Below are 15,702 nucleotides of genomic sequence, written 5' to 3' on the forward strand. Positions count from 1 at the left end.
GCCGCTGCACCATGAAGAGGTGAAACAGGCTCTTCCCCTCGGAAGCGTGGCCGGCATTCCGGTCCGGGCGCACTGGTCGGCGCTCGCCATCACGGCGGTCATCGTCGGGCTGCTCGGCACGACCGTGCTGCCGCGGGCCGTGCCGGGCTCGGGCCAGCCGGAGTACTGGCTGGTGGCCGTGGTCACCGGCGTGCTGTTCATCGCGTCCCTGCTGGCCCACGAGCTGGCTCACGCGCTGGTCGCCCGCCGGTGCGCCCTCGACGTCGGCTCCGTCACGCTGTGGGTGCTCGGGGGCTACACCGAGGTGGAGGCCGGGGCGAAGAGCCCGCGTGTCGAGCTGGCGACCGCCGCGGCCGGCCCGCTGGTCAGCCTGGGCGTCGCCGTCCTCTCGCTGCTCGCCTACCTCTTCCTGCCCAGACCCGCTCTGCCGGCGTCCGGCGCCGCGTGGCTGGGCACCATGAACCTGCTGCTCGGCCTGTTCAACCTGCTTCCCGGCGCCCCGCTGGACGGCGGGCGGGTGCTGCACGCGCTGGTGTGGTGGCGTTCCGGTGACGCCTCCCGAGCGGATCGGGCGGCGGCGCGAGCGGGCCACGTGCTCGGGACGACGCTCCTGTCGACCGGCGTCGTCATCATGTTGCTCTGGAACTGGCTGAACGGGCTGTGGCTGGCGGTTCTGGGCTGGTACATCGCCACGAGCGCGCGCCAGGAGCTCACCCTCAAGCTCGCCCGGGCCGGGCTGGGCGGCCTGACGGTGCGTGATGTGATGACCCCGATGCCGGATCTGGCCCCCGCCTGGATGAACGTGGAGGGACTCATCCAGAAGGTCGTGCTGAACTCACGCCAGACGATCTTCCCCGTGGTGACCTTCACCGGAACCCCGGTGGGCTCCGTCTCGCTGGACACCCTGGCGGCCGTGCCCGCGGAACGCCGGAGCTCCACGCGGGTCGAGACGCTCACGACCGCGCAGCGGCCGGTGCGGACACTCGCGCCGGGTGACGGAGCGGTCCTCCTGCTCGACCAGTCGCCGCAGAGCCGGCTGGTCGCCGCCGTCGTCGAGGACGGGCGCCTGGTCGGCATGGTGACCGGGGCCGACCTGGGCCGCGCCCTGGGACAGGCGCTGCTACGGACCGGAGCGGACGCGCACACCTCCGGATAGGCGTCCCCGGCCGGCCCGCACCGCGAGCCGCGCGGACCAACGACGGTGGAGGTGAGGACTTCCGTCCCTACCCGTTCCCTCCGGTGGCGCATCGGATGGAAGTGCAGGAGGTCGCGGACGTGAGGAGCCCAGCATGCGCGTCAAGATCGACACGGTCATGACCAGGGAGGTCGCCTCGGTCAACGGCAGCACGCCCTTCAAGGACGTCGCCGAGGTCCTCATCGCCCACGCGGTGAGCGCCGTCCCCGTGGTGGACGCCGAAGGGCATGTGGTCGGTGTCGTCTCGGAGGCGGACCTGCTCCGCAAGGAGGAGTTCCGGGAGCAGTTCTACCGCGAGGGGTACCAGCCGCCGCTCCGCGCCCGGCTGCGTGACCGCGTGGGCCGCGAGCGGCGCAGGGCCGCGGAGACGGCGCACGGCGACACGGCGGCCGAGCTGATGACGAGCCCGGCGGTCACGACCACGCCTGACGCCACGACGGTCGAGGCGGCCAGGCTCATGGACGGGCACGGAGTCAAGAGACTGCCGGTCGTCGACGAGGACGGCCGGCTCGTGGGCGTCGTCAGCCGCCACGACCTGCTCAAGGTCTTCGTACGGCAGGACGGCGACATCGCGCGCGAGGTGCGCGAGGACGTGCTCGACGCGACCATCGGGGTGGACACCGACGAGGTGCGGCTCCGGGTGGACAACGGCGTGGTGACGCTCGGGGGCGCGGTGAGGTTCCGCAGCGACGCGGAGATCCTCGCGCGCATGACCCAACGGGTCAACGGCGTGGTCGACGTGATCGACGAGCTGGAGTGGAAGGAGGACGACACGCCCAGGTGGGCCGGACGATAGCGGTGACGCGACGCGTGGAGAGGGCGGGCGATGGCCGGATGGATCGTGGTCGGCGTGGACGGGTCCGAACCCGCCACCGCGGCGGTGGAATGGGCCGCCGCCGACGCGCGGCGACGTGGACTGGGCCTGCGGATCGTGCGGGTGTGTGAGCGATGGCCGGGCGACGCGGCCAAGGAGTACTGCGCCGGTGTCCTGAGAGCGGCCGCCGGCCGGGCGCGCGACGTGGCGCCGGGCGTCGAGGTGGACACCCGAATGCCGGCCGGCGAGGTGACCGATCTGCTGGTGCGCGAGTCGGCGGAGGCCGACAGCGTGGTGCTGGGCGGCAGAGGGCTGGGAGGGTTCGCCGCGATGCTGCTCGGCTCGGTCGGTCTGGCCGTGGCCGGGCACGCCGCCGGGCCGGTCGTGATCGTGCGCGGGCCCGCCGCGGTGCGGCACGGCGAGATCGTGGTCGGTCATGACGGATCCGCCCACTCACGGACCGCCATGGTGTACGCCATCGATCAGGCGCGGGCCCGCGGCGCGCGGCTGCGGGTGCTCTACGCCTGGCAGCCGCCCCTGTCCGCACCGTTCGCGGAAGCCTACAGCGGCCTGCTCGACGAGCAGTTCCAGCGGGAGTCGCAGGCGGCCGCCGAGCGGGTGGCCCCCTGGCGCGAGAGGTACCCCGACGTGCCGATCGTCCACGACGAGGTGTGCGACCACCCGGTCGCGGCCCTGATCAAGGCGGCGCCGGCCGCGGACCTGGTGGTCGTCGGCTCACGCGGGCTCGGCGGGTTCGCCTCGGCGGTGCTCGGGTCGGTCAGCCACGGGGTGCTGCACCATGTCACCTGTCCGGTCGCCGTCGTACGGCCGCGGCAGCCGCTGAGCTGAGCGGCACGCGGCGCCGTACGAGGCCCGGCCCCATCAGCCGGGTTCCATCCGCGGACGCCGGAACCGCCAGGGAGTGGTGGTCCACCTGGCGTGGATGGCCCGCAGCGCCCGGTCGAGCGCCTGGTCCCGCCCCGCGCTGGTGTCGATCTCGACCGCGCCCGGCCAGGGCGCCGTCCTGGCCGCCATGGCCGCGGCGATCGCCTGGTCGGCGTCGGAGACGCCGCGTTCACGGCGGGCCAGACGCTCCGTGCCGACCTGCGGCAGAGCGGTGCAGCGCAGCTCCACGACGTCGGCGAAGGCGCGCCGGGCCACGTCGGCGGCGGCCGTCCGGTGCGCGGCGCCGGTCCAGGAGGCGTCGAGGACGACCGACTCGCCGTGGCGGAGGAGCGCCTCGGCCCGGGCGAGGAGTTCGCGATAGGTGCGCTCCGTCCAGTCCTCGCCGTAGATGCCCTCGCCGAAAGGAGCGGGCGCGGGCTGCTCGGGCGCGATGCCGGCGAGCTCCTTGCGGACCCGGTCGCTGTTCAGGACCGTGAACCCGGAGCGGTCGGCGACGGCGGCGGCCAGCGTCGACTTGCCGGTGCCCGGCAGCCCGCCGACGAGGACGAGCGTGACCGCCCCGGCCTCCAGGTGGCGCAGCGCGAGCCCGGCGAGGTCGCGGGCCTGCCACCCCGCGTCGGGATCTCCCTGCCAGTGGCGCAGGCAGGCCACCTTGGCCCGGACGAAGGCCCGGTAGGCGACATAGTGGTGCCACAGCGAGGGCGGCGAGGGATCGCCGGAGAACTCGGCGTACCAGTGCAGGAAGAGCTCCGCCAGCCGGGGCGCGCCGAGCCGCTCCAGGTCCATGGCCAGGAAGGCGGCGTCGTCCAGCCCGTCCACGAACCGCAGCCGCTCGTCGAACTCCAGGCAGTCCAGGATGCGCGGGCCGTCGTCCAGGCAGAAGATGTCGTCGGCGAGCAGGTCGCCGTGGCCGTCCACGACGCGCCTCCCGGCGATCCGGGAGTCGAAGAGGCGGTCGCGGCCGTCGAGGAAACGCAGCGCGAGCCGTTCGATCTCGTCGAGGGTGCCGCGGTCGAGAGCCGCGTCGCGCAGCGCGCGGACCTGCTCGAAGCTCTCGGCCCAGCGCGAGCGCAGCGCCGGCCTCGCCCCCTGCGCGTCGATCTGCGGGCCGTGGCGGGCGCGGCCGTGCATGCTCGCGAGCGTCCGGGCGATCTGCCGCACGTGCGCGTCCACCGGTTCACCCGCGCGGACCATCGTGGCCAGGCGGCGCTCCTCCGGCAGCCGCCGCATCACGACCAGGTGCTCGCAGGGCTTGCCGTCAGGGCCGAGCACGTCGGCGACTCCCTCGTAGACATCGGGCGCCAGCCGCCGGTTCAGCTCCACCTCGTTCCGGCAGACGGCCAGCCGCGCCTCACGGGTGGTGAAGTCCAGGAAGCCGAGATTCACCGGCTTCTTGACCTTGACGACATGGTCCCCGAGAAAGATCACCGCGGAGGCGTGTGTCTCCCGGACCTGCGCCCACGGTCTCCACGCCGCTTGCTGTTCCCCCATGCCTGGCTCCTTCCCCTGCCCACCGCCCCTGACTCGGGCCCTGACGGAGCGGCGGGCGGCGGGGAGTCAGGAGAGCGGCGGGGAGCCGCGCAGGCGCACGGCGGTGACCTTGTACTCCGGGCACGACGTCACGGTGTCCGCGTGGCCGGAGGTGAGGGCGTTCACCCGGCTGGAGGGGAAGTGGAAGGCGCAGAAGAGCTGGCCCGGCAGGAGCTCCTCGGTGACCCGCACCGGCAGTGTGGCCCGCCCGTGCCGGCTCTGCACGAGCACCCGGTCGCCGTCGCGGACGCCGTGACGGGCGGCGTCGGCGGGGTGGATGTCGAGCCGGTCGGCGGCGTCGAGCCGGATGTTGCCGGATCGCCGGGTCATGTTGCCGGAGTTGTAGTGCGCCCACCGGCGGCCGGTGATGAGGATCAGCGGGTAGTCGTCGTCGGCGCTCTCGCCCGGCGGCAGGTACGGGCGGGCGGCCAGGTGGGCCAGCCCGTCCGGGGTGGCGAACCGGTCCCGATGGAGCTTGACCTGGCCCGGGCGGCCGGGATCGGGGCACGGCCACGGGATGGCGCCTTCGCGGTCCAGCCGCTGATGGGATATCCCGGCGAACACGGGCGCCACCCGCCCGCACTCGGCGAGCGCCGCCGCCGGTGTCGGGCAGCCCAGGTCGGCGCCGCAGGCCGCGGCGATCGCGTGCACGACGGCGAAGTCGGTCCGGGCCTCGCCGGGCGGGGCCAGGGCGGGGCGCACCCGCTGGAACCTGCGGTCGAAGTTGACGAAGGTCCCGTCCTTCTCCAGCCACGACGCGGCCGGCAGGACCACGTCGGCGTGGCGGGCGGTCTCGGACAGGAAGAGGTCCTGGCTGATGACGAGCGGGCACGCCTCCAGCGCCTCGACGACCCGATCGGCGTCGGGGTCGGTGGCGCACACGTCCTCTCCGACGACCCACAGGACGCGCAGGTCTCCCGAGCGTGCCGCGGCGAACATCTGCGCGATGCGCAGGCCGTCGTGGGCCGGCAGCCGGGTGCCCCACACCTGTTCGGCACGGGCGCGCGCGACGGGATCGCCGACCCTGCCGTAGCCGGGCAGCAGGTCGGGCAGGGCCCCCATGTCGGAGGCGCCCTGAACGTTGTTCTGCCCTCGGAGCGGGTTCACGCCGAAGCCGCGCTCGGTGCCGACCGCGCCGCGCAGGATCGCCAGGTTGGCCAGCGTCCGCACGCCGTCGGTGCCGTGCAGGTGCTCGGTGACGCCGAGCCCGTAGACGATGGCCGGCCGCTCGGCCCGCCCGTAGAGCCGCGCCGCCGCGACCAGATCCGGCGCCGGCACCCCGGTGATCGTGGACACCCGGTCGGGCGCGTAGTCGTCGAGAAGCGCGGCGAGTGCCGGCAACCCGTCGGCGCGGTGGCGCAGGAACTCCTCGTCGATCAGGTTCTCGGCGAGCAGGACGTGCGCGAGCCCGTTGAACACGGCGACGTTGGTCCCCGGCCGGGGCCGCAGGTGGACGTCCGCGTGGCCGGCGAGCCCGACGGCACGCGGGTCGACGACGACCAGTCGCGCGCCCTTCAGCACCTGCTGGAGCAGCCGCGCTCCGACGACCGGATGCGCCTCCACGGGGTTCGCGCCCACGACGAGCAGGCAGTCGGCCCGCTCCACGTCCTCGAAGCCGTCGGTGCCCCCCGGCAGGCCGAACGCGGCGGTCAGCCCGGCGGCCGAGGGCGAATGGCACAGCCTGGAGCAGTTGTCGACGTTGTTGGTCCCGATGACGGCCCTCATGAACTTCTGGATCAGGTAGTTCTCCTCGTTGGTGGCCCGGGCCGAGGAGATCGCCGCCACCGCGTCGGGGCCCGCCTCCCCCACGGCGGCCCGTAGCCCGCGGGCGATGTGGTCGAGCGCCTCGCCCCAGCTCACGGGCTCCAGGCCGGAACGGCGGCGCAGCAGAGGCCGGGTGAGCCGCTCCGGAGAGCGCAGGAACCCGTGGGAGAAGCGGCCCTTGACGCACGCGTGACCCCGGTTGACCGGGCCGTCCGCGGCCGGCCGTACCGCGGCGACGTCGCCGTCCCGGGTCAGCACGTCGAGGGCGCAGCCGACGCCGCAGTACCCGCAGGTGGTGCGGGTGCTGGTGAGGGAGGCCCGGCGGGTCCCGATCGGCAGCCCGGGCTCGGTGAGAGCGCCGGTCGGGCAGGTGTCCACGCATCCGCCGCACGCCACGCAGTCGGACTCCGCCCAGGGACCCCCGGTGCCCGGCGCGACCACGGTCTCGGCGCCCCGCCCCACCAGCGTGAGCGCGAACGTGCCCTGGACCTCGGCGCACATGCGCACGCAGCGGCCACAGGCGATGCACAGATCCCGGTCCAGGCGGACGAAGGGGTGCGAGTCGTCGCGCCCCCTCCCGGCGCCGCCGCCGGCGCTCTCCGGGCCGACGCCCGAGGACCGGCAGACCCGCGCCAGCTCCCCGTCGCCGTCCAGCGCGTACGGCGGGAGCGCCGAGACGATCAGCTCCACGGCGTCGTGGCGCAGCCGGCGCAGGTCCTCCTCGTCGACGCGCACCTGGGCGCCGTCCGCGGCGGGCGTCACGCATGCCGCCACGACCCGCCCGCCGACCCGGACCAGGCAGGCCCGGCACGAGCCGACGGGCGTCAGCCGGTCGTCATGGCACAGCGTGGGCAGTTCGAGGCCCGCGGCCCGTACCGCGGACAGCACCGTCGCGTCCTCGGGCAGATCCACGAGGAGGCCGTCCACCGTGACCCTCATCCGCCCCACCCCGGCAGGCGGTCCCCGTAGGCCCGGGCCAGGCTCCGTACCGCGTGCGGCAGCCGGCGCCCGAACGCGCACAGACTGGCCTCGCTCATCACCCGCAGCATGCGGGCGTACGCGTCGCCGGGAGGAGCACCGGCCCTGGCCTGCTCCAGCCCGCGGCGGGAGCCGACCCGGCACGGGGAGCAGGCGCCACAGCTCTCCGCCGCGGCGAACGCCCACACGTGCCGCAGCACGTCCAGCGGCTCCAGCCGCCGCTCGACGGCCACCAACCCGGCGTGGCCCAGCGCGGCTCCACAGCCCGACAGTCCCGCCTCGCTGAGCGGCACGTCCAGGTCCTCCTCCCGGAGGAAACCGCCCAGCGGGCCCCCCACCTGCAGGACGCCGAGCCGGCCGTCCTCCCGCAGGCCGCCGCCCAGCTCCGTGACGATCCACCGCACCGGCACGCCCAGCTCGACCTCGTAGCAGCCGGGCCGGGCGAACCGCTCCGACAGGCAGACCAGCTTCGTGCCCGCCTCGCCGGGCGCGCCGCGGCGGGCGTAGTCCTGGCCGCCGCGCCGGACGATCCAGGGCACCGCGGCGAGCGTCTCGACGTTGTTGACCACGGTGGGGGCACCCCACATGCCCTGGCTCGCCGGGTAGGGCGGGCGCGCCCGCGCGCAGCCGCGGCCGCCCTCCAGCCCGGCGATCAATGCCGTCTCCTCGCCCGCGACGTAGGAGCCGGCGCCCACCACCACCTCGATGTCCACGTCCACGCCGCTGCCGTGGACGTTCCGGCCGAGGTGGCCGTCCGCGCGGGCCCGCTCCACGGCCTCCCGCAGGCGCGCCACCGCCCGCGGGTACTCCGAGCGCACCAGCACCAGGCCGCGGCGGGCCCCGCAGGCGAGGCAGGCGAGCGCCAGCCCGGCGAGCACCCGGGCCGGGTCCGCCTCCATCAGGAGCCGGTCGGCGTACGATCCCGGATCACCCTCGTCGCCGTTGGCGATCACCACGGTGTCGGGCGAGCCGCCCGCGGCCGCCCACTTGGCCGCCACGGGGAATCCCGCGCCCCCACGGCCGCGCAGCCCGGCGGCCGCGACCTGCGAGCGGACCAGCTCGGGCGGGCGCCGTCCGACGGTCTCCACCCAGGTCCGCCAGGCGTCGTCGCCGGCCACGATCCCGGCGAGCACGACGGGGTCTCCGGTGGTGTCGGCCGCCCGGATCGGCGGGGCGTGCGCGGGCACCCGCCCGGCCACCTGGTCCGCGACGTCCGGGCCGGTACAGACCGTCTCACCGTCCAGGCAGGCAGGCCCCGCGTAGCAGTAGCCGAGGCAGCGGACGGTCCGCAAGGAGACCGCCGCGTCCGGCCCCGGACCGGCGTCGGCCTGGACACCGAGGACGTCCTCGACGGCGGACAGGTGCCGGCCTCCCTGGGCCGCGAAACACGCGGTCGCGCCGCAGACCCGCACGTGGCGACGCCCGTGCGGGACCGCCAGGTCCGCGTAGAAGGTGGCCGGGCCCAGGCCCGCCGCCGCGGGCAGCCCGAATCGCCGGGCCACCTCGGGCGCCCAGCGCTCGGGCCCTCCCCCCTGCTCCGTGGCCGCGTCGGCGAGCGCCTCGATCAGGCGGGCGCCCGGCCGCCCGCGCCGCTCAGCGAGGGCGCGGAATCCAGCGAAAGGGTCGCTTCACACCATCCTTCATGCCCGTTTCCGGCGGCGGGGTCACCGCGAACCGGCCGCCCTGGTGTCACCAGCCGCACGGACTCCCGCGCCCGTCGCCGGTCGGCCACGGCCCGCCAGGCATGCCCGGCATTCCCGGCATGCCCGTCTCGCCGAACCAGCCCGCCAGCCACCGCCGCATCTGCACCATCTCGGCGTGCTGGTCGTCGCGCACCGTGCGGGCGAACGCCGCGACCTGCTCGTGCTCCACCCGCCCGCGCATGAGCAGCTGCTGCGACATCATGATCGCGCCCATGTGGTGCGGAATCATGTCCCGCAGGAACGCCTCGTCCAGCGCGTCGCCCGACAGTCTCGACAGGTCACGCATCATCGGCCGGTAGCCGACCGCCGGGGAGCGTCCGGGGTACCACTGGTCCAGCCACGCCCTCATCGTCGCGATCTCAGCGCTCTGCGTCGCCACGATCGACGCACCCAGGCGGCGCATCTGCGGCCGCTCGGAGCGGCGCAGCTGCCGCGCGGCGATGACGGCCTCCTGGTGGTGGGGCACCATCTGCGCCAGGTAGCCGAACTCGTCGTCCACCCGCACGCCGTGCATCGGGCCGCCCGGCCCCATCCACGAGCCTCCCGGCGGGCAGGTCTGCCGCCACCCGGAAGGGGACGGAGCCGGAGCCGGCCGCGCCTGGTCGTCCGCGGCCGCGGCGTCGACGCCCGTCAACGCCGCGGCGATCAGGATCGCCGCGGCCGCCGCCCGCGGTCCTGCCCGAAGTCTCATGGTCCCTCCCGGCGACTTGCTCGCTCCCTCACCTCTCACGGTGGGCGCGCATCCCCGGCGGACCCAGGGCCCATCGGCCCACAGGGCGGGGACCAAGGCCCTCGGAGCCGTCACGGCGTCGGGGTCGCACGGTTCGGGCCCAAGGCCCCGGGCCAGGAGGACCTCCGCCTCTGCACCTCCACGCCGCCGGTCGCTGGGATGGGAGGGAGACAGTCGAAGACCGTGGAGGTGGACATGGGAACGCCGGCACGCCGAGAGCACAGAGGCCTGTTCCCCGACCTGTTCGACTGGCTGGAATGGCCGCCAGGCGTCCACGCCCAGCAGATGGTCAGGTTCGAGGACTACGTCAAGGACGGCCGGTACACCGTACGGGCCGAACTGCCGGGCCTCGACCCGGAGAAGGATGTGGAGATCACGCTGCGCAACGGCGTCCTCACCATCCATGGCGAGCGCCGCGAGGAGCTCAAGGAGCAGCACCGCACCGAGTTCCGGTACGGCAGCTTCTCACGTTCCATCACCCTGCCCACGGGCGCGGACGAGCAGGACGTCAAGGCCGTCTACGACAAGGGCATCCTCGAGATCAGCGTCAAGCTGGCCGAGGAGAGGCGGGAAGGCAGGCGGATCCAGGTCGAGACCGGCCGCTGACCGGCCGCAGAGGATCGAACCGACCGCGAGGAGGCGTCATGGAGGCCAAGCGATGGACCGTCCAGATCTCCATCAGTGAGGACGACGACGACCAGCGAACGGTGGCCCGGGCGGTGCTGCACGCGCGGGGGCGCGAGTGGCGCGAGAGCGTGGGTCTGGCCAGGCGCAACCCCGCCGACCGCGCCGTGCCGGAGATCGGCGACGAGCTCGCCGCCGGACGGGCGCTGATGGCCCTCGCCGAGCGGCTGATGGGCGACGCCGCCGGCGACGTCGCGCAGCTCGGCGGGCTCCGGACACGCTGACCGGCACTCGATGGGGGGGCGTGCGAGGTGTCCGGCGGCTCACCCGCCGGGCACCTCGTCCTTCCGCCCGCTCAGCCCTTCGCCGGCCGTGGCCGCACCACGGCGACGGGGCGCGTCACGTGGTGCAGCACTCCGTGACTGACCGAGCCCAGCACCGCCGAGGCGAGCCCGCCGTGGCCGCGTGAGCCGACGACCACCAGGTCCGCCGTGGCCGCGCACTTCATGAGCGCGGCGACGGGATGGTCGCACACCTGCTCGTCGACCAGCCGTACGTCCGGGTTCCTCTCCCGGAACGGCGCCACCCGCTCGGCCGCCTCCCGCGCCGCCTCCTTGAAGCCCTCGTCGGAGGCGACGTAACCCGACGCGTACGGCGACAGCGGCGGCAGGTACCAGGCGTACAGGACACGTAGCTGGACGCCCCGGGCCCGGGCCTGCTGGATCGCGTACTCCACCGCCGCGTCCGAGAACGGCGAGCCGTCGTAGCCGACCACGATCTCGCCGAGCCGCTCCGCGGCGTGCTCCCGTACGACCACGACCGGCCCGGCGGCGTGACCGGCGAGGGTCAGGCTCGCCGAGCCGAGGATCATCCCGCGGAACCCGCCGAGCCCTCGGCTGCCCACCACCATGCTCTCGGCGGTGGCGGACTGCGCCACGAGCTCCTCCGTCACCCGGCCGGAGAGCATCTCGGTGCTCACCTCCAGCCCGGGGGCCAGCGCCCGCGCCCGGTCGGCCGCGGCCTCCAGGGCTCCCTCGCAGTACTGGGTGGCGCCCATGTCGCGCGCCCAGTGCTCGCACACGTGAACCAGGCGCAGCGCCAGGCCACGTCTTCCGGCGTCGGCGGCGGCCCACTCCACCGCCGCGGTCGCCGGTGCGGATCCGTCCACACCTGCCACGATCGGTCCAGTCATCATCCATCCCCCCGTGACCGGTCCAGCGCCCGGGACGAGCCCGAGGACGTGGTCCGTCACCCCTCCCTCTGCCCCACCAGGGAGAAGTACTCCTCCCCTGCGCGAGGCGCGGCGTCAGGACGGCAGGGAGGCGGACCCGTGCATCGCCTGGAACATGGCGGCCGCGTCCTCGGCGGTGAGCTCGGCGTCCAGGAGCGGCAGGTACACCTCTTCCTCCTTGGCGAAGTGCAGGCGGACGACCGCGTGGAGCCCGTACAGCAGACGTTGCAGGCCGCGACGCTGCTCGGAGGACAGCGGGCCGGAGGACGGCGGGCCGGTGAGGCCGTCACGCAGCCGCCGCAGCCGCCGGGTCAGCTCGACCACCTCCTCGTGGTCGCGCCGCATGGTCGCGGTGGCCCCCGGCGCCCGCATCACCTGCTCCACCTTGGGGTACAGGACGGCGTCCTCGGCCTGGGCGTGCGGGATGAGGTGGCGCTCCAGGAACGTCAGCGTGTCGTCGAGCGCCTTCACCAGCGTGTCGCGGTCGCCTTCGGCGGCCTCGGCGACGGCGCACAGCGCCTCGATGTGCGGCAGCAGTTCCTGGTGTTCCCGGCGCAGCGGTGCCGTCACGCCCACGGCGCTCACCTCCCCCGCGCAGTGACCGCCTATCTGCACCCACACTACCAACCGGCCTGATCAGCGGCTGGTGCTCCCTCCTCCGGGGGAGACGCTTCCCCCACGGGGAGGAGCGCCGGCCGCGCCGCGACGTCTACGGTCGGAGCCATGGTTGCCCTCGACCGCCCACGACGCTGGCCGGCGTACGCGCTGGCGGTGCTGTTCCTCGGTTACGCCGCGGGGAAGGCCGTCTTCGCCCTGCAGGCCCGCCTCGGCTTCCCGGGCGGTCCGCCCGTATCGGCCGCCGAGAGCAGCGGCTACTTCATGGAAGCGGCCACGGCGCAGTGGCTGGCGACCGCGTCGGGCGTGCTGGGCGCGTGCGTCGCCGTCGCCACGGTCACGCCGCTGGGGCGCAGGGTGCCGAGGATGCTGATACTGCTGGTACTGGCCGGCATGCTGCTGGCCGTCGGCGGCGGCGCGGGCATCATGATCCTGGACGGGTTCGTCGGCATCGGTGTGGGCTGGCGTTGGTACCACGGGGTGCTCGGGGCCGTCGTGGTCGGGCTGTTCCTGGAGACGATCCGGTCCTACGCGGCGGCGACGAGGCGGGCGGCGGGCTGATCCCGTCTAGGAGATGCGACGCACGTACGTGGTGATGAACTCCCAGAGGATGTTGCGGTCGGAACGCAGGCTCGCGGTCCTGTCGTGCCAGATGCCCGTGTAGCCCCGTTGGAGGTCGAACGCGGCGGTCTTGGGCTGGAGACCGAGCTCGACGATCTTGTTGGGGAACGGGCCGAACAGCCCCGGCTTTCCGGCCAGATCCGCTTCGTCCCAACGCGGGCCCAGAGTGGGGCCGAGGGCTTCCATGGTCTCCTGTCTGGTGGCGGCCAGGAGCGGCCGGTCGTTCACGACTGACATGTCGCCCTTGTAGAGGACGTTGTACGCCAGTTGGACGAACTCATCGAGACTGGTCTTCGCCCACAGTTTGCCGACCCGCGTACGCCGCGCATCCGATCCGCCGAGACTGCTGTCCTCACCCTTGGTCGTCCTCATCGAACGGCCCTTGGCGAGGTCGAACACGCGGCCGAACTGGCCGACCCGTTTCTGCAGGAAGAAGGGGTTCTTCCTGTCCTCGACGAACTTGGCGAGCGCGAAGGCGGAGACCGCGGGAGCGGTGATCAGGAGAATCCCCAGGGCCCACTTGACGTCATGCCACCGCTTGGCCGGGCTCTGCTTCCAGGCTCTGCCCGTCAGGCCCGCATAGCTCGGGACGGGCCAGGCCCGGGAGGCGAGCGCCGCGCCGGTACTGAGCACGGCCATGCCGAACCCCATCTCAGCGGAGTGCTTCCAGTTCCAGCCGGCACCGCCGGCCCATCCCGCGGTCGCCAGCACGGTGGTGCTCACCGTCCCGCCGGCCAGGATCCGGGTGAACGCCCGTTCCCATGTGGCCGACTCCATGGCCTCGGCCAGGCCGGTGAGCGCGGGTCCGCCTCGGCGCAGCAGCGCGGGCAGCCCGGCGTGCGCGCCGGCCATCAGACCGCCGGCGAGGGCTCCGTGATACAGATCCCGGGTCAGCCGCGCCGCATCGATGTCGCCGGTGGCGAACAACTGGTCGATCGCGCTCAGCCCGCCGGAGAACATCGCGCCCAGCGCGGCCTGCCGGATGATCAGCAAGATGATCCGCAGCGCCAGGCCCTCCGCCCGGAGAAGCCTTCGCACCACCACGTCGAGGAGCGGGCCGAGCCGGGGCGCCAGGAGCTTCGCGACGAGCATCAGGGTCAGCACGAACCCGGCGGAGGCCACGAATCGCCATCGGGCCTTGACGATCGCGTCATAGGCGATCTGGGCGCAGCAGGCGAGATGCTCGCACCGCCGCCGCAGGTCCGCCAGCTGCCCCGGCTCGCCGTGCACCGCCCGCGTGGCCTGTCCGAACGCGGCCGTGGCCGGCCCGAGCCCGGCCTTGGTCACCCGCCCGGCCTGTCCCGCGATCTGTTCCTGAACGTCGCCGACCACGCGTCCCAGCGCCGTCGCGGCATCGCGCAGCCGCGTCACACCGTCGAGATCGGCGTCCGGCCACGCGGCGCCGCATCCCACGGACTCGAGGAACCAGATCGCCTGGCTCACGAAGTCAGGCGGTGGCGTGGTCGTCGGCAGGCCGCTCGGTCCCGGCTCAGGCCGGTACTCCTCCGGGTCCGTCAGCCAGGTCGGGCGTGATGGCGCGTACGGGATCCCGATGCTCGCCGCCTCGGCTTCGGCATAGGAGTCCCCGGCGACGACCAGCCCGGCCGCCATCCGGCGTAACAGGTTCACCGCCACGACCAGATCTGCCAGCAGGTCGTTACGCAGCCGGGCGAACCCGGGCATGCCCGCCTCGGGATGGCCCTCGAACAGCGCCCGGCCCAGATCATCCTGACCGAAGGGCCGCTCATCCATCGCCCGGCAGAACGCGTCCACGCCCCGGGCCAGATCGTCAGCGGTCTCCCGGACGCCTCTCCCCGCGCTGACCCAGATCTCCGGGGTGAACTGCGCCGCGCCCACAGGCGGCAGATCGTCCGCGGCGATGTCTCCTCAGCCCCATCATTCCCGGCAAACGCTCCCGTGACTCTAACGGATCAGCCGCGGCGGAGCACGAGGAGGGCCGCCGTCCCGGCCTGGCGGGCCTGTCGAAAGACCGGCGGCCGAAGGTCAGTCCACCCGGGTCCGCCATGGGCTCTTCGGCTCGGTTTCGCGGGCCCCGCCGCCCACCCGAAGGGCGTACGTCGAACGCGCAGCGCCCGGCACCTGTCCCAGATAGTCGTTGCCCGTCAGGTGGCACCAGGCAGGCAGGTCGATCGGCGCCGCCGGGTCGGAGGCGATGAGGTGGATCACCGCCCCGGGGCGCGCCGCCGCCACGTGAGCGCGCAACTCGATCAGCAACCGCACGCACAGCCGGTCGCCGCCGTCGACCACCAGGTCCGGAGGTGGAATCATGCGCCCGTCGCCACGGGCAGCTCGGCCAGGCGCCACTCCAGCATGCCGTCCTCCAGCCGGACGGCGCGGCGCCCCTGGCCGGTCAGCGCCCTGACGGCGTCGTGCGCGAACACGCAGTAGGCGCCGCGGCAGTAGGCGACGACGGTGCCGTCCTCGGGCAGTTCGGCCAGCCGGTCCAGGAGCTCGTCCACGGGGATCGACAGGGCGCCGGGGATGTGCCCGGCCGCGTACTCCTCACGGGGGCGCACGTCGATGACCGTGACGTCCCCGTCCTGGATCCTGCGCAGCAGCTCGGCCCGGGTCAGCTGCTCGGTGTCCGCAGGACCGAGATAGGCGGCACGCGCGCGATCCACTTCCGCCAGGTGGGCGGAGGCGACATGGCGAAGGCGGGCCCAGAGGTCGGCCACGTCGTCCCCGGCCAGACGGTAGAAGACCCTCGTCCCCTCCTTGCGCGTCGCCACCAGGCCGGACTGCTTCAGGACCTGCAAGTGGTTCGAGGCGCTCGTCAGCCCGAGCCCGGCCGCGCCGGCCAGCACCTCGACGGATCGCTCACCCTGGGCCAGCAGGTCGAGCAGCTCCAGGCGCTTCGCGCTGGCCAGGGCCTTGGCCACCTGAGCGAACGCCTCGAACAACGATGTCTTGTCGCCCACGACAGTCCTCCACTACTTTCTGGAATAGTGTATGAGGCGTCCCCGCCGGGGG

At 73.9% G+C, this 15,702-nt stretch carries 15 protein-coding genes and 1 pseudogene; 6 read left to right on the forward strand and 10 right to left on the reverse strand.

Annotation, left to right across the window (positions count from 1 at the left end):
- The first annotated feature begins 46 nt into the window (after positions 1–46).
- The 3 genes from HT134_RS04880 (at position 47) to HT134_RS04890 (ending at position 2,858) form a co-directional block, all read left to right on the forward strand.
- Positions 47–1,156: a site-2 protease family protein gene (locus HT134_RS04880; RefSeq protein WP_175599008.1), complete on the forward strand. Its 1,110-nt coding sequence runs from the start codon at positions 47–49 to the stop codon at positions 1,154–1,156.
- 133 nt (positions 1,157–1,289) lie between these two features.
- Positions 1,290–1,991 carry a CBS domain-containing protein gene (locus HT134_RS04885; protein ID WP_175599009.1) on the forward strand — a complete coding sequence of 234 codons (702 nt, stop codon included), beginning with the start codon at positions 1,290–1,292 and terminating at the stop codon, positions 1,989–1,991.
- A 30-nt stretch (positions 1,992–2,021) separates the two neighbouring features.
- A complete protein-coding gene (locus HT134_RS04890; RefSeq protein ID WP_175599010.1) occupies positions 2,022–2,858 on the forward strand; it encodes a universal stress protein in 837 nt (278 codons plus the stop codon).
- Positions 2,859–2,891: 33 nt separating this feature from the next.
- On the opposite strand, the gene HT134_RS04895 is transcribed toward HT134_RS04890, so the two are convergent.
- From HT134_RS04895 to HT134_RS04910, 5 genes and pseudogenes are all read right to left on the reverse strand, one after another.
- Complete coding sequence (locus HT134_RS04895) at positions 2,892–4,406, reverse strand: bifunctional aminoglycoside phosphotransferase/ATP-binding protein (RefSeq protein WP_175599011.1); 1,515 nt, start codon at positions 4,404–4,406, stop codon at positions 2,892–2,894.
- A gap of 66 nt (positions 4,407–4,472) precedes the next feature.
- Positions 4,473–7,148, reverse strand: a complete 2,676-nt coding sequence (fdhF, locus tag HT134_RS04900; protein ID WP_175599012.1) for a formate dehydrogenase subunit alpha — start codon at positions 7,146–7,148, stop codon at positions 4,473–4,475.
- Complete coding sequence (locus HT134_RS47515; RefSeq protein ID WP_312888074.1) at positions 7,145–8,386, reverse strand: NADH-ubiquinone oxidoreductase-F iron-sulfur binding region domain-containing protein; 1,242 nt, start codon at positions 8,384–8,386, stop codon at positions 7,145–7,147. The genes fdhF and HT134_RS47515 overlap by 4 nt, the downstream gene beginning before the upstream one ends.
- A 54-nt stretch (positions 8,387–8,440) precedes the next feature.
- Positions 8,441–8,770: pseudogene (locus HT134_RS47520) on the reverse strand (NADH-quinone oxidoreductase subunit NuoE family protein); the annotation flags it as partial.
- Between the two features lie 106 nt (positions 8,771–8,876).
- Positions 8,877–9,581, reverse strand: a complete 705-nt coding sequence (locus HT134_RS04910) for a DUF305 domain-containing protein (RefSeq protein WP_175599013.1) — start codon at positions 9,579–9,581, stop codon at positions 8,877–8,879.
- A gap of 234 nt (positions 9,582–9,815) precedes the next feature.
- On the opposite strand from HT134_RS04910, the gene HT134_RS04915 reads away from it, so the two are divergent.
- Positions 9,816–10,226: an Hsp20/alpha crystallin family protein gene (locus tag HT134_RS04915; RefSeq protein WP_175599014.1), complete on the forward strand. Its 411-nt coding sequence runs from the start codon at positions 9,816–9,818 to the stop codon at positions 10,224–10,226.
- Positions 10,227–10,264: 38 nt separating this feature from the next.
- A complete protein-coding gene (locus HT134_RS04920; RefSeq protein ID WP_175599015.1) occupies positions 10,265–10,528 on the forward strand; it encodes a dsRBD fold-containing protein in 264 nt (87 codons plus the stop codon).
- Between the two features lie 71 nt (positions 10,529–10,599).
- Here the strand turns inward: HT134_RS04920 and HT134_RS04925 are convergent, their stop codons facing one another.
- Positions 10,600–11,439 carry a universal stress protein gene (locus HT134_RS04925; RefSeq protein ID WP_312887976.1) on the reverse strand — a complete coding sequence of 280 codons (840 nt, stop codon included), beginning with the start codon at positions 11,437–11,439 and terminating at the stop codon, positions 10,600–10,602.
- 111 nt (positions 11,440–11,550) lie between these two features.
- Positions 11,551–12,051 carry a hemerythrin domain-containing protein gene (locus tag HT134_RS04930; RefSeq protein ID WP_175599016.1) on the reverse strand — a complete coding sequence of 167 codons (501 nt, stop codon included), beginning with the start codon at positions 12,049–12,051 and terminating at the stop codon, positions 11,551–11,553.
- A 147-nt stretch (positions 12,052–12,198) separates the two neighbouring features.
- On the opposite strand from HT134_RS04930, the gene HT134_RS04935 reads away from it, so the two are divergent.
- Positions 12,199–12,651 (forward strand): hypothetical protein, encoded by a 453-nt coding sequence (locus tag HT134_RS04935; RefSeq protein WP_175599017.1) that lies wholly within the window; start codon positions 12,199–12,201, stop codon positions 12,649–12,651.
- 6 nt (positions 12,652–12,657) lie between these two features.
- Here the strand turns inward: HT134_RS04935 and HT134_RS47525 are convergent, their stop codons facing one another.
- From HT134_RS47525 to HT134_RS04950, 3 genes are all read right to left on the reverse strand, one after another.
- Entirely contained in the window at positions 12,658–14,568 is a 1,911-nt protein-coding gene (locus HT134_RS47525) for a sugar transferase (RefSeq protein WP_175599018.1), read from the reverse strand.
- Positions 14,569–14,715: 147 nt separating this feature from the next.
- A complete protein-coding gene (locus tag HT134_RS04945) occupies positions 14,716–15,000 on the reverse strand; it encodes a sulfurtransferase TusA family protein (protein WP_175599019.1) in 285 nt (94 codons plus the stop codon).
- A complete protein-coding gene (locus tag HT134_RS04950; RefSeq protein WP_175599020.1) occupies positions 14,997–15,650 on the reverse strand; it encodes an ArsR/SmtB family transcription factor in 654 nt (217 codons plus the stop codon). The genes HT134_RS04945 and HT134_RS04950 overlap by 4 nt, the downstream gene beginning before the upstream one ends.
- Positions 15,651–15,702: the final 52 nt, after the last annotated feature.

Origin of the sequence: Nonomuraea rhodomycinica, assembly GCF_013363995.1 — a bacterium.
GTDB classification, from domain to species: domain Bacteria; phylum Actinomycetota; class Actinomycetes; order Streptosporangiales; family Streptosporangiaceae; genus Nonomuraea; species Nonomuraea rhodomycinica.